Source organism: Streptomyces sp. TAA204 (assembly GCF_000424965.1).
On record NZ_AUKW01000006.1, the window covers coordinates 152,981 to 178,904 of the forward strand.

Annotated in this window: 24 protein-coding genes; 21 read left to right on the forward strand and 3 right to left on the reverse strand. The window is 71.1% G+C overall.

The window, feature by feature from the left end:
* Positions 1-439: 439 nt before the first annotated feature.
* The 15 genes from pgsA to H343_RS0113610 all read left to right on the forward strand — a co-directional run bounded on the left by pgsA (position 440) and on the right by H343_RS0113610 (position 16,740).
* Positions 440-1,093 carry a phosphatidylinositol phosphate synthase gene (pgsA, locus tag H343_RS0113535; RefSeq protein ID WP_028431587.1) on the forward strand — a complete coding sequence of 218 codons (654 nt, stop codon included), beginning with the start codon at positions 440-442 and terminating at the stop codon, positions 1,091-1,093.
* A complete protein-coding gene (locus H343_RS30490) occupies positions 1,090-2,043 on the forward strand; it encodes a phosphatidylinositol mannoside acyltransferase (protein WP_051265152.1) in 954 nt (317 codons plus the stop codon). The genes pgsA and H343_RS30490 overlap by 4 nt, the downstream gene beginning before the upstream one ends.
* Positions 2,040-3,200 carry a glycosyltransferase family 4 protein gene (locus H343_RS0113545; RefSeq protein ID WP_028431588.1) on the forward strand — a complete coding sequence of 387 codons (1,161 nt, stop codon included), beginning with the start codon at positions 2,040-2,042 and terminating at the stop codon, positions 3,198-3,200. Before H343_RS30490 ends, H343_RS0113545 begins: the two co-directional genes overlap by 4 nt.
* Before the next feature lie 159 nt (positions 3,201-3,359).
* On the forward strand, positions 3,360-3,923 hold the full coding sequence (locus tag H343_RS0113550; protein WP_028431589.1) for a membrane protein: 564 nt from the start codon (positions 3,360-3,362) through the stop codon (positions 3,921-3,923).
* A gap of 226 nt (positions 3,924-4,149) precedes the next feature.
* Positions 4,150-5,076, forward strand: a complete 927-nt coding sequence (pdxS, locus tag H343_RS0113555; protein WP_028431590.1) for a pyridoxal 5'-phosphate synthase lyase subunit PdxS — start codon at positions 4,150-4,152, stop codon at positions 5,074-5,076.
* A gap of 144 nt (positions 5,077-5,220) precedes the next feature.
* Complete coding sequence (pdxT, locus tag H343_RS0113565) at positions 5,221-5,814, forward strand: pyridoxal 5'-phosphate synthase glutaminase subunit PdxT (RefSeq protein WP_028431591.1); 594 nt, start codon at positions 5,221-5,223, stop codon at positions 5,812-5,814.
* A 143-nt stretch (positions 5,815-5,957) separates the two neighbouring features.
* The gene (locus H343_RS0113570) at positions 5,958-6,716 is read left to right on the forward strand and encodes a YebC/PmpR family DNA-binding transcriptional regulator (protein WP_028431592.1); all 759 of its coding nucleotides are present in this window, start codon (positions 5,958-5,960) and stop codon (positions 6,714-6,716) included.
* Positions 6,717-6,994: 278 nt separating this feature from the next.
* Positions 6,995-7,657, forward strand: a complete 663-nt coding sequence (gene ruvC / locus H343_RS30495; protein WP_051265154.1) for a crossover junction endodeoxyribonuclease RuvC — start codon at positions 6,995-6,997, stop codon at positions 7,655-7,657.
* Positions 7,657-8,289 carry a Holliday junction branch migration protein RuvA gene (ruvA, locus tag H343_RS0113580; protein ID WP_028431593.1) on the forward strand — a complete coding sequence of 211 codons (633 nt, stop codon included), beginning with the start codon at positions 7,657-7,659 and terminating at the stop codon, positions 8,287-8,289. The genes ruvC and ruvA overlap by 1 nt, the downstream gene beginning before the upstream one ends.
* Positions 8,290-8,378: 89 nt before the next feature.
* Positions 8,379-9,479 (forward strand): Holliday junction branch migration DNA helicase RuvB, encoded by a 1,101-nt coding sequence (gene ruvB / locus H343_RS0113585; RefSeq protein WP_028431594.1) that lies wholly within the window; start codon positions 8,379-8,381, stop codon positions 9,477-9,479.
* Positions 9,480-9,642: 163 nt separating this feature from the next.
* On the forward strand, positions 9,643-10,149 hold the full coding sequence (gene yajC / locus H343_RS0113590; protein WP_028431595.1) for a preprotein translocase subunit YajC: 507 nt from the start codon (positions 9,643-9,645) through the stop codon (positions 10,147-10,149).
* 128 nt (positions 10,150-10,277) lie between these two features.
* A complete protein-coding gene (gene secD, locus H343_RS0113595; RefSeq protein WP_028431596.1) occupies positions 10,278-12,092 on the forward strand; it encodes a protein translocase subunit SecD in 1,815 nt (604 codons plus the stop codon).
* A gap of 1 nt (position 12,093) precedes the next feature.
* The gene (gene secF, locus H343_RS0113600; RefSeq protein WP_028431597.1) at positions 12,094-13,323 is read left to right on the forward strand and encodes a protein translocase subunit SecF; all 1,230 of its coding nucleotides are present in this window, start codon (positions 12,094-12,096) and stop codon (positions 13,321-13,323) included.
* Positions 13,324-13,337: 14 nt separating this feature from the next.
* The gene (locus H343_RS0113605; protein WP_028431598.1) at positions 13,338-13,901 is read left to right on the forward strand and encodes an adenine phosphoribosyltransferase; all 564 of its coding nucleotides are present in this window, start codon (positions 13,338-13,340) and stop codon (positions 13,899-13,901) included.
* A gap of 154 nt (positions 13,902-14,055) precedes the next feature.
* Positions 14,056-16,740: a RelA/SpoT family protein gene (locus H343_RS0113610; RefSeq protein WP_028431599.1), complete on the forward strand. Its 2,685-nt coding sequence runs from the start codon at positions 14,056-14,058 to the stop codon at positions 16,738-16,740.
* Positions 16,741-16,854: 114 nt separating this feature from the next.
* Here H343_RS0113610 and H343_RS0113615 read toward each other — a convergent pair whose 3' ends face one another.
* Positions 16,855-18,087, reverse strand: a complete 1,233-nt coding sequence (locus H343_RS0113615) for a DUF349 domain-containing protein (RefSeq protein ID WP_028431600.1) — start codon at positions 18,085-18,087, stop codon at positions 16,855-16,857.
* 160 nt (positions 18,088-18,247) lie between these two features.
* Complete coding sequence (locus H343_RS0113620; RefSeq protein ID WP_028431601.1) at positions 18,248-19,081, reverse strand: peptidylprolyl isomerase; 834 nt, start codon at positions 19,079-19,081, stop codon at positions 18,248-18,250.
* A gap of 184 nt (positions 19,082-19,265) precedes the next feature.
* Between H343_RS0113620 and H343_RS0113625 the strand changes: the two genes are divergently transcribed.
* The 4 genes from H343_RS0113625 (at position 19,266) to H343_RS0113640 (ending at position 23,392) form a co-directional block, all read left to right on the forward strand.
* Complete coding sequence (locus H343_RS0113625) at positions 19,266-19,985, forward strand: MBL fold metallo-hydrolase (protein WP_028431602.1); 720 nt, start codon at positions 19,266-19,268, stop codon at positions 19,983-19,985.
* Positions 19,986-19,996: 11 nt separating this feature from the next.
* Positions 19,997-21,259 (forward strand): histidine--tRNA ligase, encoded by a 1,263-nt coding sequence (gene hisS, locus H343_RS0113630; protein WP_028431603.1) that lies wholly within the window; start codon positions 19,997-19,999, stop codon positions 21,257-21,259.
* A gap of 70 nt (positions 21,260-21,329) precedes the next feature.
* Positions 21,330-21,968 (forward strand): vitamin K epoxide reductase family protein, encoded by a 639-nt coding sequence (locus tag H343_RS0113635; RefSeq protein ID WP_028431604.1) that lies wholly within the window; start codon positions 21,330-21,332, stop codon positions 21,966-21,968.
* A gap of 53 nt (positions 21,969-22,021) precedes the next feature.
* Complete coding sequence (locus tag H343_RS0113640) at positions 22,022-23,392, forward strand: replication-associated recombination protein A (RefSeq protein ID WP_028431605.1); 1,371 nt, start codon at positions 22,022-22,024, stop codon at positions 23,390-23,392.
* An 87-nt stretch (positions 23,393-23,479) separates the two neighbouring features.
* On the opposite strand, the gene H343_RS0113645 is transcribed toward H343_RS0113640, so the two are convergent.
* Positions 23,480-24,229 carry a DUF2470 domain-containing protein gene (locus H343_RS0113645; RefSeq protein ID WP_486586895.1) on the reverse strand — a complete coding sequence of 250 codons (750 nt, stop codon included), beginning with the start codon at positions 24,227-24,229 and terminating at the stop codon, positions 23,480-23,482.
* 167 nt (positions 24,230-24,396) lie between these two features.
* Here H343_RS0113645 and rpsD point away from each other — a divergent pair, with 167 nt between their 5' ends.
* Positions 24,397-25,023, forward strand: a complete 627-nt coding sequence (gene rpsD, locus H343_RS0113650; protein ID WP_037903652.1) for a 30S ribosomal protein S4 — start codon at positions 24,397-24,399, stop codon at positions 25,021-25,023.
* Positions 25,024-25,480: 457 nt separating this feature from the next.
* The gene (locus H343_RS0113655; protein ID WP_028431608.1) at positions 25,481-25,924 is read left to right on the forward strand and encodes a DUF948 domain-containing protein; all 444 of its coding nucleotides are present in this window, start codon (positions 25,481-25,483) and stop codon (positions 25,922-25,924) included.

A 25,924-nucleotide genomic window follows, 5' to 3' on the forward strand; every position in this document is an offset into this window, starting at 1 on the left:
CGAAAACCGCGGTACTCCGAGCTTTCCACCGCTGCCGGGGGGCGTCCATACGTGACGCACGGGGACGATCCGGACCTGGGAGGACGCGCGGACGGGACCGTGCGCCGGGCGCCTGGGCCCTCCCGTGTGCCGCTGCTCCAGCGCGGAGGCGCCGCCCTCTCGGGGCAGGGGCGGACGAGGCCCCGGACGGCGGGGCCGGTCCCCGTCCCCCGGGGGCGGGGCCTGCACAACACCGACGGTCCCGCGGGCCACTTGGTGCCTGCCCTCGCCGCTCTCCTTCTCCTCCTCCCGCACCGAACCCGCCGCGCGGCGCGGCGGCGTGCGCCCGCCCTCCCGCGGCGTCCGCCCGTGGCCGTGAGGCCCGGCGAGGCTGACTACGATGGGCTCCCCGGTGGCCGGACCCCGTCACCGGGAACGCCGTCGACTTTCCGGGACCACCATGCTGAACAAGTACGCGCGTGCGTTCTTCACGCGTGTCCTCACCCCCTTCGCCGCGCTGCTGCTGCGTCTGGGAGTGAGTCCCGACACCGTCACGCTGATCGGCACCGGCGGCGTGGTCGCGGGCGCGCTGGCCTTCTATCCGGGCGGCCACTTCTTCTGGGGCACCGTCGTCATCACGCTCTTCGTCTTCTCCGACCTCGTCGACGGCAACATGGCCCGGCAACTGGGGCGTTCGAGCCGCTGGGGCGCCTTCCTCGACTCCACCCTCGACCGTGTCGCCGACGCCGCGGTCTTCGGCGGCATCGCGCTGTGGTACGCGGGGGGCGGAGACAGCGTCCTGATGTGCGCCGTGGCGATCTTCTGCCTCGCCAGCGGCCAGGTCGTCTCCTACACCAAGGCCCGGGGCGAGAGCATCGGCCTGCCGGTGAACGTCAACGGCCTGGTGGAGCGCGCCGAACGGCTCGTCATCACGCTGGTGCTGGCCGGCCTGTCGGGATTCACGGTCTTCGGCGTGCCCCACATCGGCATCCTGCTGCCGGTCGCGCTGTGGGTGGTCGCGCTGGGCAGTATCGTCACGCTCGGCCAGCGTGTGGTGACCATCCGCCGTGAGGCCGCGGAAGCCGCCGAGGCGGAAGGGACGGGAACGGCGTGAGCAGGGCCCGTGAACGGCTGACGGACTCGCTGTACGGGCTGGGCTGGGCCGGAGTGCGCAAGCTCCCCGAGCCCGCCGCCGCCGCGCTGGGACGGCGCGTCGCCGACAGCGCCTGGAAGCGCCGCGGCAGGGGCGTACGGCAGCTGGAGAACAACCTCGCCCGCGTGGTGCCCGGCGCCTCCCCGGAGCGCCTCAGGCAGCTCTCACGCCAGGGCATGCGCTCCTACCTGCGTTACTGGATGGAGTCCTTCCGGCTGCCCGCCTGGAGTGAGCAGCGCATACGGGAGAGCGTGCGCATCACCGACCTGCACCGGCTGACCGACGGAATCGCCTCCGAGCGCGGCGTCATCCTCGCCCTGCCGCACCTGGCCAACTGGGACCTGGCGGGCGCCTACGTCACCGCAGGACTCAAGACGCCCTTCAGCACCGTCGTCGAACGCCTGAGGCCGGAGTCGCTCTTCGACCGCTTCGTGGCCTACCGCGAGAGCCTGGGCATGGAGGTGCTCCCGCACTCCGGGGGCGCCGCCTTCGGCACGCTCGCGCGGAGGCTGCGCGACGGCGGGCTCGTATGCCTGGTGGCCGACCGCGACCTGTCCGCGTCCGGAGTGGGCGTGACCTTCTTCGGCGAGCGTGCGCGGATGCCCGCCGGCCCGGCCCTGCTCGCCCAGCAGACGGGTGCGCTGCTGCTGCCGGCGACGCTCTGGTACGGCGACCCGCCCGTGCTGGAGGGGCGGGTCCACCCGCCGGTCCCCACGCCCGCGCAGGGCACGCGGGCGGAGAAGACGGCCGTGATGACCCAGGCCCTGGCCGACGCCTTCGCCGAGGGCATCGCCGAACACCCCGAGGACTGGCACATGCTGCAGCGCCTCTGGCTGAGCGACCTGGACACCGCACGGCCGGACACCGCGGGCGCCGGCACCGGGGCGCCGAAGGAGGAGCGGGACGCATGAGGATCGGGATCGTCTGCCCGTACTCCTGGGACGTGCCCGGCGGTGTCCAGTTCCACATCCGGGACCTGGCGGAGCATCTGATCGGGCAGGGGCACGAGGTGTCCGTCCTGGCGCCGTCCGACGAGGAGACCGCGCTGCCGCCCTACGTCGTCTCCGCCGGCCGCGCCGTCCCGGTGCCCTACAACGGCTCGGTCGCACGGCTCAACTTCGGCTTCCTCTCCGCGGCGCGCGTACGGCGCTGGGTGCACGAGGGCCGCTTCGGCGTGCTGCACATCCACGAGCCCGCCTCGCCCTCGCTCGCCCTGCTCACGTGCTGGGCGGCGCAGGGGCCGATCGTGGCCACGTTCCACACCTCCAACCCGCGTTCCCGGGCGATGATCGCGGCGTATCCGATCCTCCAGCCGGCGCTGGAGAAGATCAGCGCGCGGATAGCGGTGAGCGAGTACGCGCGGCGCACCCTTGTCGAGCACCTCGGCGGCGACGCCGTGGTCATCCCCAACGGCGTCGACGTCGGCTTCTTCGCCGGCGCCGAGCCGAAGGCCGAGTGGCAGGGCGGCACGATCGGCTTCATCGGACGGATCGACGAACCCCGCAAGGGGCTTCCGGTGCTGATGAGGGCCTTCCCGCGCATCCTGGAGTCGCTGCCCGGCACGCGGCTTCTCGTCGCGGGACGGGGCGACGAGAAGGAGGCCGTCGAGTCGCTGCCCGTGCGCATGCGCGAGCGCGTGGAGTTCCTCGGCATGGTCAGCGACGAGGACAAGGCGCGGCTGCTGCGCAGCGTCGATCTCTACGTCGCGCCGAACACCGGCGGGGAGTCCTTCGGGATCATCCTCGTCGAGGCGATGTCGGCGGGCGCGCCCGTGCTCGCCAGCGATCTGGACGCCTTCGCACAGGTGCTGGACGGCGGACAGGCGGGTCAGCTCTTCGCCAACGAGAACGCCGGTGAACTCGCCGAGGCCGCCGTACGGCTGCTGGGCGACCCGGAGCGGCGTGAGCGGCTGCGCGCGTACGGCAGCCGGCATGTACGGCGCTTCGACTGGGACACCGTCGGTGCGGACATCCTCTCCGTCTACGAGACAGTCGCCGACGGCGCCGCCTCCGTCGCCCCCGACGAGCGCATCGGTCTGCGCGCCCGCCTCGGTCTGGCCCGTGAGTGAATGCGGCAGGGTCCGGCGACGCGTCCCTACCGGCAGAGGCGTGAGCGCGGAGCCGCCGGCACGGGGAGAACCGCCCGAGGGGGAAGAGCCGCCCGAGCGGGAAGGGTCGCGCCGTGGCGGGCCGAGGAGTGCTGAGGACCGAGGGAGAGCGCCGTAGCGATGCCGACCATGACCACCCTGATTCTGCTCGCCGTCGCGGTGCTGCTGCTCGGCGTCTATCTGAGCTGGACGGCCGGACGGCTGGACCGGCTGCACGCCCGTATCGACGCGGCCAGGGCCGCGCTGGACGCGCAGCTGCTGCGCCGCGCCTCGGTGGCGCAGGAGCTGGCCACCGCGGGCGTGCTGGACCCGGCGGCCTCGATCGTCCTCTACCAGGCCGCGCACGACGCGCGGCAGGCGCAGGAGGACCAGCGTGAGGTCGCCGAGAGCGAGCTGAGCCAGGCGCTGCGGGCTGTATTCGCCGAGAGCGCCCAGGTCGAGGCCGTACGAGCGGCTCCCGGCGGTGAGGACGCGGCGGGCGAGCTGGCGGCTGCCGTCCGGCGGGTGCCGATGGCCAGGCGCTTCCACAACGACGCGGTACGCGCGGCGCGTGCCCTGCGCCGCCACCGCACGGTCCTGTGGCTTCGGCTGGCCGGCTACGCGCCCTTCCCGCTGGCCTTCGAGATGGACGACGAGCCGCCGCCCGCGCTCGCCGACCGGGCCAACGGCGCCGCCCCGCGCTGAGCCGCGCGAGGAGCCAGGGAGCCGAGGGGGCGAGGGGCCGCCTCGACGACCCTCGGGCTCAAGGTTTCGGGGCCAGGAGCGGCAGCGGGGGTGTGACAGGGCCCCCGGAGGGCAGGCCACCGCACCGGAATTGGCCCTTTTCCGGGGCCACCCCTGTCGGTGACGGTGTATGCAGCGGGCCTACCGTGGCCCTGTCCTACTTTCACCCGTCGAGTGAGGTCATAGCGTGTCCACCCCGTCATCCGAGTCCTCCGCCGCCTCCGCCCCGGTCGGCGAGACCGGAACCGCCCGCGTCAAGCGCGGCATGGCCGAACAGCTCAAGGGCGGCGTGATCATGGACGTCGTGACGCCCGAGCAGGCGAAGGTCGCCGAGGACGCCGGCGCTGTCGCGGTCATGGCGCTGGAGCGGGTCCCCGCGGACATCCGCAAGGACGGCGGCGTCGCGCGCATGTCCGACCCGGACATGATCGAAGGGATCATCGAGGCCGTCTCCATCCCGGTGATGGCCAAGTCCCGCATCGGGCACTTCGCCGAGGCCCAGGTCCTGCAGGCGCTCGGCGTCGACTACATCGACGAGTCGGAGGTCCTCACCCCGGCCGACGAGGCCAACCACAGCGACAAGTTCGGCTTCACCACCCCCTTCGTGTGCGGTGCCACCAACCTCGGCGAGGCGCTGCGGCGCATCTCCGAGGGCGCGGCCATGATCCGCTCCAAGGGCGAGGCGGGCACCGGCAACATCGTCGAGGCCGTGCGCCACATGCGTCAGATCAAGGGCGAGATCGGCAGGCTCAGGGCGCTGGACAGCCACGAGCTGTACGCGGCGGCCAAGGAGCTGCGCGCACCGTACGAGCTGGTCAAGGAGACCGCCGGGCTGGGCAAGCTGCCCGTGGTGCTCTTCTCCGCCGGCGGCGTCGCGACCCCGGCCGACGCCGCGCTGATGCGCCAACTCGGCGCGGAGGGCGTCTTCGTGGGCTCGGGCATCTTCAAGTCGGGCGACCCGGCCAGGCGTGCCGCGGCGATCGTGAAGGCCACCACCTTCTTCGACGACCCGAAGATCATCGCTGACGCCTCGCGCGGCCTTGGAGAAGCCATGGTCGGCATCAACTGCGACACCCTTCCCGAGGGTGAGCGCTACGCGTCACGCGGCTGGTAGCCCCCGCGTTCGCCCGTACCGCCGCGTGCGGTGCGGGCGGGCACGGGCGCGCGGCGGGCGGGAGCCGTCGCGCCGCGCGGCCGGCGCAGAGCGTGACGGGAACCGTATGACGCGAACCGGAACCGTACGAGAGGTACCTGCACCGTGAGCACTCCCACCGTCGGCGTCCTCGCCCTCCAGGGCGATGTCCGCGAGCACTTCGCCGCGCTGAGGGAGGCGGGGGCGCGGGCGTGCACCGTGCGCCGTCCCGAGGAACTCGCGCAGGTCGACGCGCTGGTGATCCCGGGCGGTGAATCGACCACCATCTCCAAACTGGCCGTCGCCTTCGGCCTGATGGAGCCCCTGCGCGAGCGCGTCGCGGCGGGCATGCCGGCCTACGGCTCCTGTGCGGGCATGATCATGCTCGCCGACAAGATCCTGGACCCGAGGTCGGGACAGGAGACGGTCGGCGGCATCGACATGATCGTGCGGCGCAACGCCTTCGGGCGGCAGAACGAGTCGTTCGAGGCGCCGCTGGAGGTGACCGGCATGCGGGGCGGTCCGCTCAACGGCGTCTTCATCAGGGCCCCGTGGGTGGAGTCGACCGGGGCGCGGGCGGAGACACTGGCGGTCTGCGCGGGGCATCCGGTTGCGGTGCGCCAGGACGCCCTGCTGGCGACCTCGTTCCACCCCGAACTCACAGGGGACCACCGGGTGCACGCGCTCTTCGTGGACATGGTGCGTACGGTGCTGGGCTGACCACCTGACGCAGCGCGGCGCCGGGAACCGTCCGGCGGCGCGGTGCGCAGCCAGGGCGGGAGGCGCGGAGGTCGGGCCGCCGAGCGGCTTGGCGGTAGGATCTCCGCGTCGAAGCGAACCGGTGACGTTGAAGGAGCGAGGCTGTGTCCGGCCACTCTAAGTGGGCAACCACCAAGCACAAGAAGGCCGTGATCGATGCCAAGCGCGGCAAACTCTTCGCCAAACTGATCAAGAACATCGAGGTCGCGGCCCGTACGGGCGGCGCCGACCCGGAGGGCAACCCGACCCTCTACGACGCCATCCAGAAGGCGAAGAAGAGCTCGGTGCCCAACAAGAACATCGACAGCGCGGTCAAGCGCGGTGCCGGACTCGAAGCCGGCGGTGCCGACTACGAGACGATCATGTACGAGGGCTACGGGCCCAACGGCGTGGCCGTGCTCATCGAGTGCCTCACCGACAACCGCAACCGCGCCGCCTCCGACGTGCGTGTCGCCATGACCCGCAACGGCGGCTCCATGGCCGACCCCGGTTCCGTCTCCTACCTCTTCAACCGCAAGGGTGTCGTGATCGTCCCCAAGGGCGAGAGCGGACTGGCCGAGGACGACGTACTGGCGGCCGTGCTGGAGGCCGGTGCTGAGGAGGTCAACGACCTGGGCGAGAGCTTCGAGGTCATCAGTGAGGCCACCGACCTGGTCGCGGTGCGTACGGCTCTGGTGGACGCCGGCATCGACTACGAGTCGGCGGACAACAGCTTCCTGCCCAGCGTGCAGGTGCCGCTGGAGGAGGAAGGCGCCCGCAAGATCTTCAAGTTGATCGACGCGCTCGAAGACAGCGACGACGTGCAGAACGTCTTCGCCAACTTCGACGTCGCCGACGACGTCATGGCCAAGGTCGACGCCTGAGACGGCCGCGCGCATCCGGGGCCGTCCCGCATGTCCGGGGCTGCGTGACATCCGGCGCCCGTACCCGCTGCCGTCGGGAACGGGCGCCGTCCGGTGCCGGCGTCACCTTCCCGGAAGCCGACGCGCCAGGGCCGCCCGCGCGCCGGGCGCTGTCAACGGCCCGCCGGGGCACGCCGCTTCACGCTCCCGTGCGGGTACGGCCCTGCGCCGTTGTCGGCAGCGGCCGATAACCTGCGGGAGTTGTCGGGGGAACCAACCGCGGGACGAGGAGGAGCGGCGTGCGTGTGCTCGGTGTCGACCCGGGGCTGACCCGCTGCGGCCTCGGAGTCGTCGAGGGAACGGCGGGCCGCCCGCTGAGGATGCTCACCGCCGGTGTCGTGCGTACGCCCTCGGACACCGCGGTCGCCGAGCGCCTCGTCCTGATCGAGCGGGGCGTGGAGCAGTGGCTGGACACGCACAGCCCCGAAGCAGTCGCCGTCGAGCGGGTGTTCAGCCAGCACAACGTCCGCACGGTGATGGGCACCGCCCAGGCCAGTGCGGTCGCCATGCTCTGCGCCGCCCGCCGCGGACTGCCCGTGGCCCTGCACACGCCGAGCGAGGTCAAGGCCGCCGTGACGGGCACGGGCAGGGCGGAGAAGGCGCAGGTCGCCACCATGGTCATGCGGCTGCTCCAGCTCGACGCGCCGCCGCGCCCCGCCGACGCCGCCGACGCGCTCGCGCTGGCAATCTGCCACATCTGGCGCGCTCCGGTGCAGCAGCGGCTCAACCGCCTGCAGCAGGCACACGCCCAGCACGCCGCGTCCCAGCACGCCGCGTCCCGGGCCGCCGCCGATGCCGTCAGCCGTTCCCCGGAGGGCCGCTCCCCCCAGAGCCGTTCCCCCCAGAGCCGTTCCCCGGAGAGCCGTTCCCCGGAGAGTCGTTCCCCGAAAGGCACCGCCTGATGATCGCGTTCGTCTCCGGCCCCGTCGCCGCTCTCGCCCCGGACACCGCCGTGGTCGAGGTCGGCGGTGTGGGAATGGCCGTGCAGTGCACGCCGGGCACACTGGCGCAGTTGCGGGTCGGCTCCCGTGCCGAGCTCGCCACCTCCCTCGTGGTCCGGGAGGATTCACTCACTCTCTACGGCTTCGAGGACGAAGACGCCCGGCAGACCTTCGAGTTGCTGCAGACGGCCAGTGGCGTCGGCCCGCGGCTCGCGCAGGCGATGCTCGCCGTGCACTCTCCCGACGCGCTGCGCGCGGCCGTCGCCGAGGGGGACGAGAAGACGCTGACCGCTGTCCCGGGCATCGGGAAGAAGGGGGCGCAGAAGCTGCTGCTGGAGCTGAAGGACCGGCTGGGCGATCCGGTCGCCGGCGGCCGCGCCGGTGCCGGGCAGCGTCCGGCAGCAGAGTCCGGGGGCGGCTGGCGGTCCCAACTGCACTCTGCGCTCGTCGGATTGGGATACGCCACGCGTGAGGCCGACGAGGCCGTCGCCGCCGTCGCTCCACAGGCCGAGGCCGCGGCGGCCTCCGGCACCGAGCCTCCCGTACCGCAACTGCTGCGCGCCGCCCTGCAGACGCTGAACCGGGCGCGGTAGATGCGCGGGCGCGCGGGGCGAGGACACGCGGCGCGCCGCTCCGCACGGGGTGAGCGGGCAAGGCACAGGCACAGTCAGGGGCAGGCGTCATGACCAGGGACGAGTACACCGCCGACCAGGCGGACCAGGCGGACCACGGTGACGGCCGCCTCGTCGGCGCCGAGGCAGACGGCGAGGAGAGCGCCGTCGAGGCGGCGCTGCGCCCGAAGGAACTGAGCGAGTTCATCGGCCAGTCGAAGGTGCGCGAGCAGCTCGACCTCGTCCTCAGAGCGGCCCGGCGGCGCAACGGCACGGCCGATCACGTCCTGCTCTCCGGAGCGCCGGGGCTCGGCAAGACGACCCTTTCCATGATCATCGCCTCGGAGATGGCCGCGCCGATCCGCATCACCTCCGGTCCGGCCATCCAGCACGCGGGCGACCTCGCCGCGATCCTCTCCTCCCTCCACGAGGGCGAGGTCCTCTTCCTGGACGAGATCCACCGGATGTCGCGGCCCGCGGAGGAGATGCTCTACATGGCCATGGAGGACTTCCGCGTCGACGTGATCGTCGGAAAGGGGCCCGGGGCCACGGCGATCCCGCTGGAACTGCCGCCCTTCACGCTCGTCGGCGCCACCACGCGTGCCGGTCTGCTGCCGCCTCCGTTGCGCGACCGGTTCGGCTTCACCGCGCACATGGAGTTCTACGAGCCGGGCGAACTGGAGCAGGTCGTCCACCGCTCCGCCCGGCTGCTGGAGGTGGAGACGGACGCCGAGGGAGCCACCGAGATCGCCGGACGCTCCCGTGGCACGCCCCGTATTGCCAACCGCCTGCTGCGCCGAGTGCGGGACTACGCCCAGGTCAAGGCCGACGGGGTGATCGACCGCGAGATCGCCTCGCGCGCCCTGCGCGTCTACGAGGTCGACGAGCGCGGTCTGGACAGGCTCGACCGTGCCGTACTGGGCGCCCTGCTCAAGCTGTTCGGCGGGGGGCCCGTCGGACTCTCCACCCTGGCGGTCGCGGTGGGGGAGGAGCGGGAGACCGTCGAGGAGGTCGCCGAGCCGTTCCTGGTGCGGGAGGGGCTGCTGGCCCGTACGCCCCGTGGGAGGATCGCGACGCCCGCTGCCTGGGACCACCTCGGGCTGGCCCGGCCCCCGCAGACGCCGCCGGCCCTTCCGGGAGGAACCGGACAACAAGGGCTCTTCGGAGAGTGACCGTGCTGATACACCCGGGGTCAGGAACCCCAGTGCCACACTTGACGTTGTTCCAGTGGCGAGGGCTCGCTTAGACTCCGCCGACGCCGTCCCTCACGGGCGGCACGCCCACCCCGAAATCCAGGCCGCTGAGACGCGGTCGTGCGAAGGACTTTCTTCCGCCGTGAATATCGTTACTCTCCTCCCCTTCATCGTGCTCATCGGGGCCATGTTCCTGATGACCCGCTCCGCCAAGAACAAGCAGCGCCAGGCGGCGAAGATGCGTGACTCGATGCAGCCCGGCACCGGCGTCCGGACGATCGGGGGCATGTACGCCACCGTCAAGGAGATCCGCGACGACACGGTCCTCCTTGAGGTGGCACCCGGGACGCACGCTCTGTACGCCAAGAACTCCGTCGGCGCCGTTCTGGAGGCCGACGAGTACGAGCGGATCGTGAACGCCACGCCCGACCTCGGCATCGAGGAGACCGTCGTCCCCGACGACGCCTCCTCCCTGACCTCGGACGACTCCTCCGCCGACGACTCGAAGGTGGACTTCGGCAAGTCCTCCGGCGAGGACGGGGCCACCGCCGGCGCCGCCGGCGAGGCTGCCTCCTCGAAGGAAGAGGCGGCCGAGACCGAGGAGAAGGCCAAGGACACCAAGCGGAAGGGTGACTCCGACTCGGAGTAGGGTCGGCGCCGCCGGGTCACGACCGGGCCCGGCGGCGGAGCATGTCCGCAGACCACTTTGTGCGCCGCGTGGCGGCCCGACTCGACTCCTGGGCCGGCACTGGCGGTTGGGACAGGAGAGACGAGAAGGTGGCAGCACCGAAGAAGGGCCGCAGGAGCCCGGGCGGCCAGGGGAAACCGTGGCGCTCGCTGATGCTGATCCTGCTGGCCATGGTGGGCCTGACCGGGGGCATGTTCCTCTCCGGCCACACGACGCCGCGGCTGGGCATCGATCTCGCCGGCGGTACGAGCATCACGCTCGAGGCCAGGAACCAGCCGGGCAAGCCCGACGCGATCAACAAGACGAACATGACCACGGCCGTGGGCATCATCGAGCGGCGTGTGAACGGTCTGGGCGTCTCCGAGGCCGAGGTCCAGACCCAGGGTGACCGGCACATCATCGCCAACATCCCCCGCGGGACCAACGAGAAGCAGGCCCGCGAACAGGTCGGCACCACGGCCAAACTGGCCTTCCGCCCGGTGGTGACGTACGCGCCGACCACTCCGCAGCCGGAGCAGCCCGCGCCGTCCCCGTCAGGATCCGGTGAGAAGCAGGGCGAGCAGGGTCAGGGCGAGCAGGGTCAGGGCGAGCAGGGTCAGGGCGAGCAGGGTCAGGGCGAGCAGGGCCAGGGCGAGCAGGGCCAGCAGGCGGAGAAGGGCCAGGAGGGCCAGGACCAGCAGGGCCGGGCCGTCACCGACGACCTCAAGGCCGCCCCGGCCGATGACGAGCCCACTCCCAAGCCCGACAAGACCACGCCGCCGACGGCACCGCCGCAGCAACAGCAGCCCCCGGGCGTATCGCCGGAGCTGGCGAAGAAGCTGGAGAAGCTGCAGTGCAACACCAAGGAGCAGCGGGCGAAGGCGAGTGAGCAGGCCGCCTCCACCAAGTCCTCCGAACCCATCGTCGCGTGCGACTCCAAGGAGAAGATCAAGTACGTACTGGGCCCGGTCGGTGTCGACGGGAAGAACGTCACCGACGCCGATGCGCAGTTCGACCAGCAGCGCGGTCAGTGGATCGTCACCATGTCGTTCGACGACAAGGGCTCCAGCGACTTCGGCAAGACCACCGGCGAGCTGGCCAAGAAGCAGCAGCCGCAGAACCAGTTCGCCATCGCGCTGGACGGTGAGGTCGTCTCCGCCCCTTCGGTGAGTCAGCGGCTGACCTCCAACGCGGAGATCTCCGGAAGCTTCACGCAGCAGTCGGCCGAGGAGCTGGGCAACATCCTCTCCTACGGTGCGCTGCCCCTCACCTTCGAGGAGTCGGACGTCACCACCGTGACAGCGGCCCTCGGCAGCGACCAGCTGGAGGCGGGCCTCGTCGCGGGCGCGATCGGTCTCGCACTGGTGATCATCTATCTGGTGGCGTACTACCGAGGGCTGTCGCTCATCGCGATCGTCTCCCTCCTCGTCTCCGCCGTGCTCACCTATACGCTCATGTCGCTGCTCGGCCCGGCCATCGGCTTCGCGCTGAACCTGCCTGCCGTGTGCGGCGCGATCGTCGCCATCGGCATCACGGCGGACTCCTTCATCGTCTACTTCGAACGCATCCGTGACGAAGTGCGCGAGGGCCGTACTCTGCGGCCCGCCGTCGAACGGGCCTGGCCGCGCGCCCGGCGCACGATTCTCGTCTCCGACTTCGTCTCGTTCCTCGCCGCCGCGGTGCTCTTCATCGTCACCGTCGGAAAGGTGCAGGGCTTCGCGTTCACGCTGGGGCTCACGACGCTGCTCGACGTCGTCGTGGTCTTCTTCTTCACCAAGCCGCTGATGGTTCTGCTCGCCCGCCGGAAGTTCTTCTCCGCCGGTCATCCGTGGTCCGGTCTCGACCCGACACGGCTCGGTGCCAAGCCGCCGTTGCGCCGCGGCCGTCGTTCGTCCGTCGTCAGCACCGAACCGAAGGAGGCATGAGATGTCGAGGCTCGGCAATCTCGGTGCCCGGCTCTACCGGGGCGAGGTCGGCTACGACTTCGTCGGCAAGCGGATGTTCTGGTACGGCGTCTCCATCCTCATCACGATCACGGCGATCGTGGGCCTCGGGGTGCGCGGTCTGAACATGGGCATCGAGTTCGAGGGCGGCGCCGTCCTCACCACGCCCAAGACCGCCGCCTCCGTCCAGGAGACGACCGACCTGGCGGAGGAGAGCTCGGGCCACGCGGCCATCGTCCAGCAATTGGGCAACGGTGGGATGCGCGTGCAGATCGCCGGCGTGGACACCGCCAAGTCCACCGAGGTCAAGGAGGCTCTCGCCGAGGACCTCAGGGTGGACATCAACAAGATCGACACTCAGCTCGTCGGCCCGAGTTGGGGTGAGCAGATCGCCAACAAGGCCTGGCAGGGCCTGGGGATCTTCATGGTCCTGGTGGTGATCTATCTCGCCATCGCCTTCGAGTGGCGGATGGCGCTGGCCGCCCTGATCGCACTGATCCACGACATCACGATCACCATCGGCGTCTATTCGCTCGTCGGGTTCGAAGTGACGCCGGGCACCGTGATCGGTCTGCTCACGATTCTCGGCTACTCGCTCTATGACACCGTCGTCGTCTTCGACGGGCTGAGAGACGGCAGCCGCAACGTCACGAAGCAGACGCGCTGGACCTACAGCGAGATCGCCAACCGTTCCATCAACGCCACCCTGGTGCGCTCCATCAACACCACGGTCGTGGCGCTGCTGCCGGTGGCGGGTCTGCTCTTCATCGGCGGCGGGCTGCTGGGCGGCGGCATGCTCAACGACATCGCCCTGTCCCTCTTCGTCGGCCTCGCTGCCGGTGCGTACTCCTCGATCTTCATCGCCACCCCGCTCGTGGCCGACTTCAAGGAGCGCGAGCCGCAGATGAAGGCCCTGGCCAAGCGTGTGCGCGCCAAGCGGCTCAAGGCCGAGGGCCGTGAGGGCGGAGACGACCACGACGAGCAGGACGAGCAGGACGGGCAGGACGGGCACGGGCCGCGCGACGGTTCCGGACCGCGGACGGCTCTCGGCGACCAGGGCTCCGGTGCCGCCGACCCGGGCGACCCCGCCGCCGCGGGCGCGGGCGTCGTCGGACCCCGCGTCCAGCGTGAGGCGCCCGGTTCGCGTGCCCAGCGCCGTCAGCCGGCATCCAAGGGCCGAGGCCGTAACCGCCCGTCCGGAAAGCGCAGGTGAGCGAGGTGACAGGGATGAGTGAGGCGTCGGCAACGGTCTCCGCCGAGGTGCGCGGGATACTTCTCGACCGCATCCGCGACGTGGCGGACTACCCGCTGCCCGGGGTGATGTTCAAGGACATCACCCCCCTCCTCGCCGACCCCGAGGCGTTCACGCTGCTGACCGACTCCCTCGCGCGTATCTGCGCTGAACGCGGTGCCACCAAGGTCGTCGGCCTCGAAGCGCGGGGATTCATCCTGGCCGCCCCGGTTGCCGTGCGGGCCGGTCTCGGCTTCGTCCCCGTACGCAAGGCCGGCAAGCTCCCCGGCGCCACCCTCGCCCAGTCCTACGAGCTCGAGTACGGCACCGCCGAGATGGAGGTGCATGCCGAGGACCTCGGCGCCGGGGACCGTGTCCTCGTCGTCGACGACGTGCTCGCCACCGGAGGCACAGCGGAGGCGTCCCTGCAGCTGATCCGCCGGGCCGGTGCGCATGTCGCCGGTCTGGCGGTCCTGCTGGAGCTGGGATTCCTCGGCGGCCGGGAGCGCCTCGCGCCGGCCCTGGGCGACGCGGAACTGGACGCCCTGGTCACGGTCTGACGACGAGGCGTCCGCACAGGGCGGTCACCCGGTACGTTCGTCACGTCGGACCCGGGTGTCCGCCTTTGTCGCTCCTGTCTCACCCGTCATGGGCGGGGCCGCGACCCGGGTCGATACCATGGCAGTCCGACCTGGGGTCGAACGAGGAGTGCTTTTGCCAGACGAGGCCCAGCCGCTCACGGCGGCACAGCGTTCCGACGCCGAGCCCGGCGGGCCGGGCGCGGCCGCCGCGGCCACCGGCAAGGCGTCTGTGGAGACCGGGACGAGCGGGACGGGCGAAGGGGACGGTGACGCCCGGGGTTCCCGCCCCGGTGCGGAGGCGCAGCGCGACAGCCGGGCACCCACCGCAGTCGAGGACCGCTCCCCGGGCGGGTCCGGGGGCGGGAAGTCCCGTGCGGGGGGCCGGAGCGCCCGTAACGGACAGTCCCAGGCGGACAAGGAGGTGCGGGCCGAGCGTGAGGAGGCCGCGCAGCAGGCGCAGAGCGAGCGTGTGGCTCCCGCCCGCGCCGTCTCCGGAGTCTCGGGCCGCTCCGGCTCCTCCAATCGTGTAAGGGCGCGTCTGGCCCGTCTCGGAGTGCAGCGCTCCAGCCCCTTCAACCCGGTCCTGGAGCCTCTGCTGCGGATAGTGCGCGGCAACGACCCGAAGATCGAGTCCGCCACGCTGCGCCAGATCGAGCACGCCTACCAGGTGGCCGAGCGCTGGCACCGCGGCCAGAAGCGCAAGAGCGGCGATCCCTACATCACGCATCCGCTGGCTGTCACCACCATCCTCGCCGAGCTGGGCATGGACCCGGCGACGCTCATGGCGGGGCTCCTGCACGACACCGTCGAGGACACCGAGTACGGCCTGGAGACGCTCCGCCGTGACTTCGGAGAGCAGGTCGCCCTCCTCGTCGACGGCGTCACCAAGCTCGACAAGGTCAAGTTCGGTGAGGCCGCGCAGGCGGAGACCGTACGCAAGATGGTCGTAGCCATGGCCAAGGACCCGCGGGTGCTGGTCATCAAGCTGGCCGACCGGCTGCACAACATGCGCACGATGCGCTATCTCAAGCGGGCCAAGCAGGAGCAGAAGGCCCGGGAGACGCTGGAGATCTTCGCCCCGCTCGCGCACCGGCTGGGCATGAACACCATCAAGTGGGAGCTGGAGGACCTCGCCTTCGCGATCCTCTATCCGAAGATGTACGACGAGATCGTGCGGCTGGTCGCCGAGCGGGCGCCGAAGCGGGACGAGTACCTGGCCGTCGTCACGGACGAGGTGCAGGCAGACCTGCGCGCCGCCCGCATCAAGGCCACCGTCACCGGCCGCCCGAAGCACTACTACAGCGTCTACCAGAAGATGATCGTGCGGGGCCGGGACTTCGCCGAGATCTACGACCTGGTGGGCATCCGCGTCCTGGTCGACACCGTCCGCGACTGCTACGCCGCGCTGGGCACCGTGCACGCCCGCTGGAACCCGGTTCCGGGCCGGTTCAAGGACTACATCGCGATGCCCAAGTTCAACATGTACCAGTCGCTGCACACGACGGTGATAGGGCCCGGCGGCAAGCCGGTCGAGCTGCAGATCCGCACCTTCGACATGCACCGTCGTGCCGAGTACGGCATCGCCGCGCACTGGAAGTACAAGCAGCAGGCCGTCGCGGGTGCCTCCAAGGTCCGTACGGACGTGCCCAAGAGCGCCGGCAAGGGCGACGAGCATGTCAACGACATGTCCTGGCTGCGGCAGTTGCTCGACTGGCAGAAGGAGACCGAGGACCCGGGCGAGTTCCTGGAGTCGCTGCGTTTCGACCTCTCCCGCAACGAGGTCTTCGTCTTCACCCCCAAGGGCGACGTGATCGCGCTGCCCGCCGAGGCCACCCCCGTCGACTTCGCCTACGCCGTGCACACCGAGGTCGGTCACCGCACCATCGGTGCCCGCGTCAACGGCCGCCTTGTGCCGCTGGAGTCGACGCTCGACAACGGCGACACGGTGGAGGTCTTCACCTCCAAGTCGCAGGGCGCGGGCCCCTCCCGCGACTGGCTCGGCTTCGTGAAGTCGCCGCGCGCCCGCAACAAGATCCGTGCCTGGTTCACCAAGGAACGCCGCGACGAGGCCATCGAGCAGGGCAAGGACGCCATCGCCCGCGCGATGCGCAAGCAGAACCTGCCGATCCAGCGCATCCTCACCGGCGACTCCCTGGTCACTCTCGCCCACGAGATGCGCTACCCCGACATCTCCGCCCTCTACGCCGCGATCGGCGAGGGCCACATGTCGGCGCAGAGCGTCGTGCAGAAGCTGGTGCAGTCCCTGGGCGGCGAGGACGCCGCCAACGAGGACCTGGCCGAGACCGCCCCGCCCATGCCCGCCACCACGCGCCGCGCCAAACGGCGCGCGAACTCCGACCCCGGAGTGGTCGTCAAGGGCGTGGACGATGTCTGGGTCAAGCTGGCCCGCTGCTGCACGCCCGTGCCCGGCGACCCCGTCATCGGCTTCGTCACCCGCGGGAACGGTGTCTCCGTCCACCGCACCGACTGCGTCAACGTGGACTCACTGACCAAGGAGCCCGAGCGCATCATCGACGTGGAGTGGGCGCCCAGCCAGTCGTCGGTCTTCCTCGTCGCCATTCAGGTCGAGGCGCTGGACCGTTCGCGGCTGCTCTCCGACGTCACCCGCATCCTCTCCGACCAGCATGTCAACATCCTCTCGGCGGCGGTGCAGACATCCCGGGACCGGGTCGCCACCTCGCGCTTCACCTTCGAGATGGGCGACCCCAAGCACCTCGGGCATGTGCTGAAGGCCGTTCGCGGCGTGGAGGGCGTCTACGACGTCTACCGGGTGACCTCGGCCCGCCGCCCGTCCTGACGCCCCGGCCCCGCCCGCCCCGCACACGCGGGCGGTCCGCCGCGTCCCCGTGCCACCGTCGAGGGTGTACGGGGACGCGGCGGACCGCGCGGGGCCAGGGGGGCCGCCGCCTTCTCAGCCGCCGAACTCCTCCAGGCCCTTGAGCGCCTGGTCCAGCAGCTCCTGGCGTCCGGCCAGTTCCTTCTCCAACTTGTCGGCCTTGGCGGTGTTCCCCGCCGCCCGCGCCTGCTCGGCCTGGCGCCGCAGCTTGTCGACGGCGTCCTGGAGCTGACCGGTCAGCCCCGCCGCCCGTGCCCGTGCCTCGGGGTTGGTGCGGCGCCACTCGGACTCCTCGGCCTCCTGGAGCGCCCGCTCCACCGCCTGCATCCGGCCCTCGACCTTCGGCCTGGCGTCGCGGGGCACGTGCCCCACGGCGTCCCAGCGCTCGTTGACCGCGCGGAAGGCACTGCGCGCGGCCTTGAGGTCGGTGACCGGAAGGAGCTTCTCCGCCTCGGCGGCCAGCTCCTCCTTGCGCGCCAGGTTCTCCCGCTGCTCGCTGTCACGTTCGGCGAACGCCTCGCTGCGGGCCTGGAAGAAGACGTCCTGCGCACCGCGGAAGCGCTGCCACAGGTCGTCCTCGTGCTCCCGCTGGGCACGTCCTGCGGCCTTCCACTCCTGCATCAGATCGCGGTACTTGGCGGCAGTGGGACCCCAGTCGCGGGAGTCGGAGAGCGCCTGCGCCTCCGCCACCAGTTTCTCCTTGCGCTGCCTGGCCTCCTCGCGCTGGGCGTCCAGCTGCGCGAAGTGGGCCTTACGGCGTTTGGAGAAGGCCGAGCGGGCATGGGAGAAGCGCCGCCACAGCTCGTCGTCCGTCTTGCGGTCCAGCCGCGGCAGGCTCTTCCAGGTGTCGACCAAAGCGCGCAGCCGTTCACCGGCAGCCCGCCACTGCTCACTCTCGGCGAGCTGTTCCGCCTCGGCCACCAGTTCCTCCTTGGACCGGCGGGCCTGTTCGTTCTGCTGAGCCTTCTGCGCCTTCCGCTCCTCGCGGCGCTGCTCGACCACCCCCGTCAGGGCGTCGAGCCGCTTGCTCAGCGCGTCCAGATCGCCGACGGCGTGATGGGCGTCGACCTGCTCGCGCAGGTGCTCGATGGCGGTGGTGGCGTCCTTGGCGGACAGGTCGGTGGTCTTCACCCGGCGCTCCAGGAGGCCGATCTCCACCACCAGTCCCTCGTACTTGCGCGTGAAGTAGGCCAGCGCTTCCTCGGGGGAGCCTGCCTGCCACGATCCGACGACCTTCTCACCGTCGGCTGTACGCACGTATACGGTCCCCGCCTCATCGACGCGGCCCCACGACGGGTCGCTGCTCACAGCACCCTCCTCCACATGATGCCCAGGTCGGGCGCAGGGCCCGGCATCGTCCACAGATCTCGTCATTGCCAACATAGGCGAACCGCGCCCGCGCTGTCCGCATGCGGGCGGAGCGAAATTCCGCACGCGGAGAGCGGGGCGGGGGACGCCGCGCCGCCTGTCAGGACTCGCGCACCGTCGCCTTCTCGATGACGACGGTGGCGTTGGGCGGGGTGTTCTGCGTCTGGGGGTCGGGCGTCGAGCCCGCCTTTGCGATCTTCTTCAGCACGTCCATGCCGCCGGTGATCTTGCCGAACGGGGTGTAGTCCGCGGGCAGGGGGCTGTCCTCGAAGACGAGGAAGAACTGGCTGCCGCCGGAGTCACGTCCCTTCTTCGTCCGCGGGTCGTACTTGTTCGCCATGGCGACGGTGCCGGCGGGGTACGAGCCGCCCTTCAGCCGCGGGTCCTTCAGGTTCTCGTCCGGGATCGTGTAGCCGGGGCCGGACTTCCCGGTGCCCGTGGGATCGCCGCACTGCAGGACGTGGATCTGCTGGTCGACCAGGCGGTGGCACTCGGTGTGGTCGAAGAACTCCTCTCCGGCCAGGAACCGGAAGGAGTTCACGGTGTGCGGCGCCTTGGAGGCGTCCATGTCGACGGTGACGTCCCCGCACGTGGTGGCCAGCTTCATCGTGTAGTCGGCCGACTCGTCGACGGTCAGTTCCGGCTCCTTCTTCCACTTCTTGCCGTTCGGCTTGCCCTTGGCGGGCTTCTCGCACGGGTCGGCGGGCTTGCTCGGCGAGGGCTTCGCCTCGTCGGCGGCCTCGTCCTTCTGCTCGTCGCCGTTGAGTCCGCCGGAGGCGGCGTAGGCGGCTCCGGCCGCCAGGACCAGTGCCGCGGCGAGAGCGATCGCGATGTTGCGCACCCGCGCCCTGCGCCGCCGTGCCGCTCTTCGCTCCTGCTGGCGCAGGTACTTCTCGCGGGCGAGCTGCTTTCTGCGCTGATCACTGGTGACCACGGGGTCGTCTCCTTCAGGCCGTGCGTGCGTAGGGGCTGCGTGCGTAAGTACCAGAGTCCGGCCCGTACCGTATACGGGTTCGCCGAAGGGGTTCGCCGTGTCCCTGCCCCCGCCGGTAGGCTGTGACCAGCCTGATCGGCGAACCGCCGTTTTGATTCGATTGCCGGACGACTGAAGGACGATCGTGCTCGTTGCCGGGTTCCCCGCCGGGGCCTGGGGGACCAATTGCTATCTGGTCGCCCCCGCCGCCGGCGAGGAGTGTGTGATCATCGACCCGGGCCATCTGGCCACCGAGGGTGTCGAGGAGGCTGTCGCCAAGCACCGGCTGAAGCCGGTCGCCGTGGTGCTCACCCACGGCCACATCGACCATGTCGCCTCCGTGGTGCCTGTGTGCGGGGCACATGACGTGCCGGCCTGGATCCACCCCGCCGACCGCTACATGATGAGCGACCCGGAGAAGGCGCTGGGCCGCACCATCGGTCAGCCGCTGATGGGCGAGCTGACCGTGGGCGAGCCGGACGACGTGGAGGAGCTGACCGACGGCTCCACGCTGCGGCTGGCCGGGCTGGAGCTGACCGTCGCGCACGCCCCGGGCCATACCAAGGGGTCGGTGACGTTCCGGATGCCCGAACAGGCGGACATCCCGCCGGTGTTCTTCTCGGGTGACCTGCTCTTCGCCGGCTCCGTCGGACGTACCGACCTGCCCGGGGGAGACCACGAGGAGATCCTGCAGTCGCTGGCACGTGTGTGCCTGCCGCTGGAGGATCAGACCGTGGTGCTCTCGGGCCACGGCCCCCAGACCACCATCGGCCAGGAGCGCGCCGCCAATCCGTTCATGCGGCAGGTGGGCGCCGGGCCAGGGGGCGGCAGCGCTGCGGGCGCCGCCCCCCGACGAGGAATGTGACGAGACCTTCCGTGAGCACCTTCAAGGCCCCCAGGGGCACCTACGACCTCATCCCCCCGGAGTCGGCGGACTTCCTCGCCGTGCGGGAGGCGCTCTCCGCGCCGCTGCGGCGCGCGGGCTACGGCTACACCGAGACGCCCGGCTTCGAGCAGGTCGAACTCTTCGCGCGCGGTGTCGGTGAGTCCACCGACATCGTGACCAAGGAGATGTACACCCTCACCACCAAGGGCGGTGACGAGCTGGCACTGCGCCCCGAGGGCACCGCCTCCGTGCTGCGCGCCGCCCTGGAGGCCAACCTGCACAAGAGCGGCAACCTCCCGGTGAAGCTGTGGTATTCGGGCTCCTACTACCGCTACGAGCGTCCGCAGAAGGGCCGCTACCGGCACTTCTCACAGGTCGGCGCGGAGGCGATCGGTGCCGAGGACCCCTCGCTCGACGCCGAGTTGATCATCCTGGCGCACGACGCCTACCGCTCGCTGGGGCTGCGGGACTTCCGTATTCTGCTCAACTCGCTGGGCGACAAGGAGTGCCGCCCCGTCTACCGTGCGGCGCTGCAGGACTTCCTGCGACGGCTCGACCTGGACGAGGACACGCGCCGCCGTATCGAGATCAACCCGCTGCGGGTGCTGGACGACAAGCGCGAGAGCGTGCAGGCGCAGCTGAGCGGTGCGCCGATGATGCGCGACCACCTGTGCGAGGCATGCAAGTCCTACCACGAGCAGGTGCGTGAGCTGCTGACCACGGCACACGTCGCCTTCGAGGACGACCCCCGGCTGGTGCGGGGTCTGGACTACTACACGCGCACCACCTTCGAGTTCGTCCACGACGGGCTCGGTTCCCAGTCCGCTGTGGGCGGCGGCGGGCGCTACGACGGGCTGTCAGAGATGCTCGGCGGACCGCCGCTGCCGTCGGTGGGCTGGGCGCTGGGCGTCGACCGTACGGTGCTCGCGCTCCGCGCGGAGGGTGTGGACCTCGAAGTGCCCTCCGCCACCGACGTGTTCGCGGTGCCGATCGGCGACGAGGCGCGGCGGGAACTCTTCCGGGTGGTGACCGCGCTGCGCCGGGAGGGTGTCGCCGCCGACTTCGCCTACGGCGGCAAGGGCATGAAGAACGCCATGAAATCGGCCAACCGCTCCGGTGCGCGTTACGCGCTGCTGGCCGGTGAGCGGGACTTGGCCGAAGGAACAGCCCAACTCAAGGACCTGCAGAGCGGGGAGCAGAGCGCCGTGCCACTCGATCGTGTGGTGGCTGAAGTGGGCGCGAAACTCGGCTGACTGCGGCTGCCCTGTAGCACAATGAGCGGCACACGGGGCAGAGACCACCACACGACGGGACACCAGGGTTATGACCATGACGGCACCCCTCGACGACGCTCGCACGGACACCGACGAGCCCTCCGGCGGGGGTGCCGTCGGTGCCGGACGCGCCTTCGCCTGGATGCTGCTGATCACCGGGGCGGCGGGCCTGCTCGCCTCCTGGGTCATCACCCTGGACAAGTTCTCCCTGCTCAAGGACCCGGACTTCGACCCGGCCTGCAGCCTCAACCCGATCGTCTCCTGCGGCAGCGTGATGAAGAGCGAGCAGGCCGAGGCCTTCGGGGCGCCGAACCCGATGATCGGCCTGGTCGCCTACGCCGTCGTCATCGCCGTCGGCATGAGCCTGCTGACCCGTGCCCGTTTCCCGCGCTGGTACTGGCTCACCTTCAACGCCGGAACCCTCTTCGGCGTCGGGTTCTGTGCCTGGCTGACGTACCAGTCGCTGTACAACATCAGTGCCCTGTGCCTGTGGTGCTGCCTCGCCTGGGTCGCCACGATCGTGATGTTCTGGTACGTCACCGCGCACAACGTGCGCCACGGCTTCCTGCCGGCGCCCGCGCCCGTGCGGGGCTTCTTCGGCGAGTTCCCCTGGGTGATGCCGGTGCTGCACATCGGGATCATCGGCATGATGATCCTCACGCGCTGGTGGGAGTTCTGGACGAGCTGAGCCGCCCCGCCCGGCCCGCCGCGCTGTCACCGGCGTGACTTAGGGTTTCGAGCGTGGAACCCGACCTGTTCACCGCCGCCGCAGAGGAGCGCCAGGCGCAGGACCCCTCCGCCAGCCCGCTCGCCGTGCGGATGCGCCCGCGCACCCTGGACGATGTCGTCGGCCAGCAGCATCTGCTGCGCCCCGGCTCACCGCTGCGCCGCCTCGTGGGGGACACCGGCGGCTCGCCCGCCGGCCCGTCCTCGGTGATGCTGTGGGGTCCGCCGGGCACGGGGAAGACCACGCTCGCGTATGTCGTCAGCCAGGCCACCGACAAGCGCTTCGTCGAGCTGTCCGCCATCACCGCGGGTGTGAAGGAGGTCAGGGCGGTCATCGAGAGCGCCCGACGCTCCTCCGGCGCGTACAGCAAGGACACCGTCCTCTTCCTGGACGAGATCCACCGGTTCAGCAAGGCGCAGCAGGACTCCCTGCTGCCCGCCGTCGAGAACCGCTGGGTCACGCTGATCGCGGCGACCACCGAGAACCCGTACTTCTCGGTGATCTCGCCCCTGCTGTCACGCTCGCTGCTGCTGACCCTGGAGGCGCTCACCGACGAGGATCTGCGTTCCCTGCTGCGGCGCGCGGTCGGGGAGGAGCGCGGCCTCGGCGGCGCGCTGACGCTCCCGCCCGAGGCGGAGGACCACCTGCTGCGCATCGCCGGCGGTGACGCGCGCCGGGCCCTGACCGCGCTGGAGGCGGGCGCCGGCGCGGCGATGGCGAAGGGGGAGTCCTCCCTCACGCTGGCCACGCTGGAGGAGGCGGTCGACCGTGCCGCGGTGACGTACGACCGCGACGGCGACCAGCACTACGACGTCACCAGCGCTCTGATCAAGTCCATCCGCGGCTCGGACGTGGACGCCGCGCTGCACTATCTGGCCCGGATGGTCGAGGCGGGGGAGGACCCCCGCTTCATCGCCCGGCGCCTGATGATCTCCGCGAGCGAGGACATCGGCCTGGCCGACCCCACGGCCCTGCAGACAGCCGTCGCCGTGGCGCAGGCGGTCGCCATGATCGGCTTCCCGGAGGCCCGGATCGCGCTCGGCCAGGCCGTCGTGGCCCTCGCTCTCGCCCCGAAGTCCAACGCGGCCTGTCTGGCAATCGACGCCGCGCTGGCCGACGTACGGGCGGGCCTTGCCGGACCGGTGCCCCCGCATCTGCGGGACAGCCACTACCGCGGCTCCGCGAAGCTGGGCCACGGGAAGGGCTACCAGTATCCGCACGACCTGCCCGGCGGGATCGCCGCCCAGCAGTACGCCCCGGACGCGATCCACGGCAAGCGCTACTACGAGCCGACGCGCTACGGCGCCGAGGCCCGCTACGCGGAGGTGGCCGAGCGGGTACGGGAGCGGCTGCGCGGCGCGGGCCCGCCCGCAGGGGAGCACTGAGACCGGGAGCCGCCCGTGATCTCCTTCCCCGCGGGACCGGGTCCGTGCGTCACGGCGTACGGACCGCTCTCCCGGCCGCTGTCCGCCCTATCCGGAGGCCGCTTCGAAGAGGAGGCGCATGGCCCGCCGGAGCTGGGCCACGTCGGCCACCGGCTCGGGGAATTCGAACCGTACGTCGAAGTACCACTGTCCCGTGCGGCCGTTGCCGCCTCCGCTGCCGCCCGCCTCGGCGGGGATGTCGCAGAATCGCACCCGCATCCCGTGCCGGTCCACCGAGAGCGGTACCGCGCTTCCCTCGGCGGCGGCGCAGGCCGGTCCGCGCTCCCTGAGCAGGGCGCACAGTCCGTTCAACTGCTCGTGGTGGCAGGCGGCCAGGTGCTGGAGCAGTTCCGCCTCGTGCGGTGCCAGAGGGTCGGGGGAGGCGGCGGCGAAGTCGTCCGGCTCGACGTGCTCGGCACCCCACAGGTCATCGACGCACGCCTCGCCGACCTCCAGCTTCAGCAGCGCCCACGCCACGTCGGCGGCCGGCCCGGCGGGGTGCCGGTCGGCGATGAGGCGGGCACAGCCGGCGCGGTCCTCGGGGCGGACGGACGTGAGCCAGCCGGCGATCCAGGCCCGGCCGCGCACGCGGTGCGGGACCGCGACCGGCGCGATGTCCGTGATCTCCATCACCGCGGTGACCTCGTCGCCCGCGGCGTGCTCGGCAAGCTGGGCCGCCGGGGAGGCGGCGGGCACGAGAAGCACCACGTCACCGTCGTCGGTCACCACCCGGGCCTCGGGGCTGCCGTATCCCGGTACCGAGGGGTCCGGTGACCGGTCCGCGGGAATGTCCAGCATGGCCGATACGCTGGATTCCACGAGGGTTCGTACACGCTCCGCGGCAGTGGGTGCCCGGGCGTCTTCCACGGGACGCGGCTGTTCCCTTCCGGCATCGCTGCCGGGCAGGGGAATCCCAGGTCGAAACATACGCTCTCCTCCGCTAAGGTAAGCCTCACCTAACTTACATGGAGGTCCGTTCAGTGAACCAGTCGCGTCCCAAGGTCAAGAAGTCGCGGGCGCTCGGCATCGCGCTGACCCCGAAGGCGGTGAAGTACTTCGAGCAGCGCCCCTACCCGCCGGGCGAGCACGGCCGAGGCCGCAAGCAGAACAGCGACTACAAGGTCCGGCTGCTGGAGAAGCAGCGTCTGCGCGCCCAGTACGACGTCAGCGAGCGCCAGATGGCCCGTGCCTACGACCGGGCCCGCAAGACCGAGAGCAAGACGGGCGACGCGCTCGTCATCGAGCTGGAGCGCCGTCTTGACGCGCTCGTGCTGCGCTCCGGTCTGGCCCGCACCATCTACCAGGCCCGGCAGATGGTCGTGCACGGTCACATCGCGGTCAACGACCGCAAGGTCGACAAGCCCTCGTACCGCGTCAAGCCGGACGACGTGGTGCGTGTGCGCGAACGCAGCCGCACCAAGCACCCCTTCCTCGTCGCCAAGGAGGGCGGTTACGCCCCCGACGGCGAGACCCCGCGCTACCTCGAGGTCAATCTCGACGCGCTGGCCTTCCGCCTCGACCGGGAGCCCAACCGCAAGGAGATTCCCGTCGTCTGCGACGAGCAGATGGTCATCGAGTACTACGCACGCTGAGCCGGTCGCGACCGGCTCCCCGGTCAACTCCCCGCCGGGCGGCACCCGGTGGGGGAGCACACCCGGACGGCACAGCCCGCCTGCCCCTCCGCGGCGCACCGCGCACGGTGGCGGCACGGCGGGCTGCCGCGTTCTGTGGGGCCGCACGGCCGACATGCCGGGGACGGGGACCACTTCGCCGCCCGGAGCGCCAACCGCCCGGCGCCGCACGCTCTTTCGCGGCCCGTCCCGGCCGCCGCACGCGCCGCGGACGCACCCGGCCGGCGGAGCGCGCCGCCGGTTCCCGTGCCCGCCGGCGGCGTACCGGGGCGCCCTCCGCCCTGCCGCAATGCGGTACGGATGCCTCCCCGCGGCGCGATAAGGTCGGGGTATCCGCCGCCGCGCGGGCCCGGCTCCCGGAAGTGGAGCAGCCAGGGCGGCGGCCGACCCCGAAATGACCCGAGGGAAGCGGTGCGGCGTGTCCGGTGGTGAAGTGGCCGGTCTGCTGGTGGCTGTCTTCTGGGCGATTCTGGTCTCCTTCCTCGCCGTAGTCCTGGTGAGGCTGGCACAGACGCTCAGGGCGGCGACCAAGCTGGTGACGGGCGTGACGGAGCAGGCGGTCCCGCTGCTCGGAGAGGCGTCCGAGACGGTGCGCTCGGCCCAGAGCCAGCTCGCGCGCGTGGACGCGATCGCGACGGACGTACAGGAGGTCACCTCCAACGCCTCCGCGCTCTCCTCCACGGTCTCCACCACCTTCGGCGGGCCGCTCGTGAAGGTCGCCGCCTTCGGCTACGGCGTACGGCGTGCGCTGGGGCGGAAGAAGCACGACGCCCCCGCGGAGGAGGCCGCCCCCCGCACGGTGGTCCTGGGCCGCACGCTGCCCGGAGCCCGCCGCGGCGGGCGCAACCGCGGAAGGAGCTGA

Excerpts from the sequence above, each read along its gene's own strand:
- rpsD (WP_037903652.1), top strand. The coding sequence starts at position 24,397 with ATGGAGGTCCGTTCAGTGAACCAGTCGCGTCCCAAGGTCAAGAAGTCG.
- H343_RS0113605 (WP_028431598.1), top strand. The coding sequence starts at position 13,338 with ATGAGTGAGGCGTCGGCAACGGTCTCCGCCGAGGTGCGCGGGATACTT.
- H343_RS0113550 (WP_028431589.1), top strand. The coding sequence starts at position 3,360 with ATGCCGACCATGACCACCCTGATTCTGCTCGCCGTCGCGGTGCTGCTG.
- H343_RS0113545 (WP_028431588.1), top strand. The coding sequence starts at position 2,040 with ATGAGGATCGGGATCGTCTGCCCGTACTCCTGGGACGTGCCCGGCGGT.
- ruvA (WP_028431593.1), top strand. The coding sequence starts at position 7,657 with ATGATCGCGTTCGTCTCCGGCCCCGTCGCCGCTCTCGCCCCGGACACC.
- H343_RS0113645 (WP_486586895.1), bottom strand. The coding sequence starts at position 24,229 with ATGCTGGACATTCCCGCGGACCGGTCACCGGACCCCTCGGTACCGGGA.
- pgsA (WP_028431587.1), top strand. The coding sequence starts at position 440 with ATGCTGAACAAGTACGCGCGTGCGTTCTTCACGCGTGTCCTCACCCCC.
- secF (WP_028431597.1), top strand. The coding sequence starts at position 12,094 with ATGTCGAGGCTCGGCAATCTCGGTGCCCGGCTCTACCGGGGCGAGGTC.
- H343_RS0113635 (WP_028431604.1), top strand. The coding sequence starts at position 21,330 with ATGACCATGACGGCACCCCTCGACGACGCTCGCACGGACACCGACGAG.
- ruvB (WP_028431594.1), top strand. The coding sequence starts at position 8,379 with ATGACCAGGGACGAGTACACCGCCGACCAGGCGGACCAGGCGGACCAC.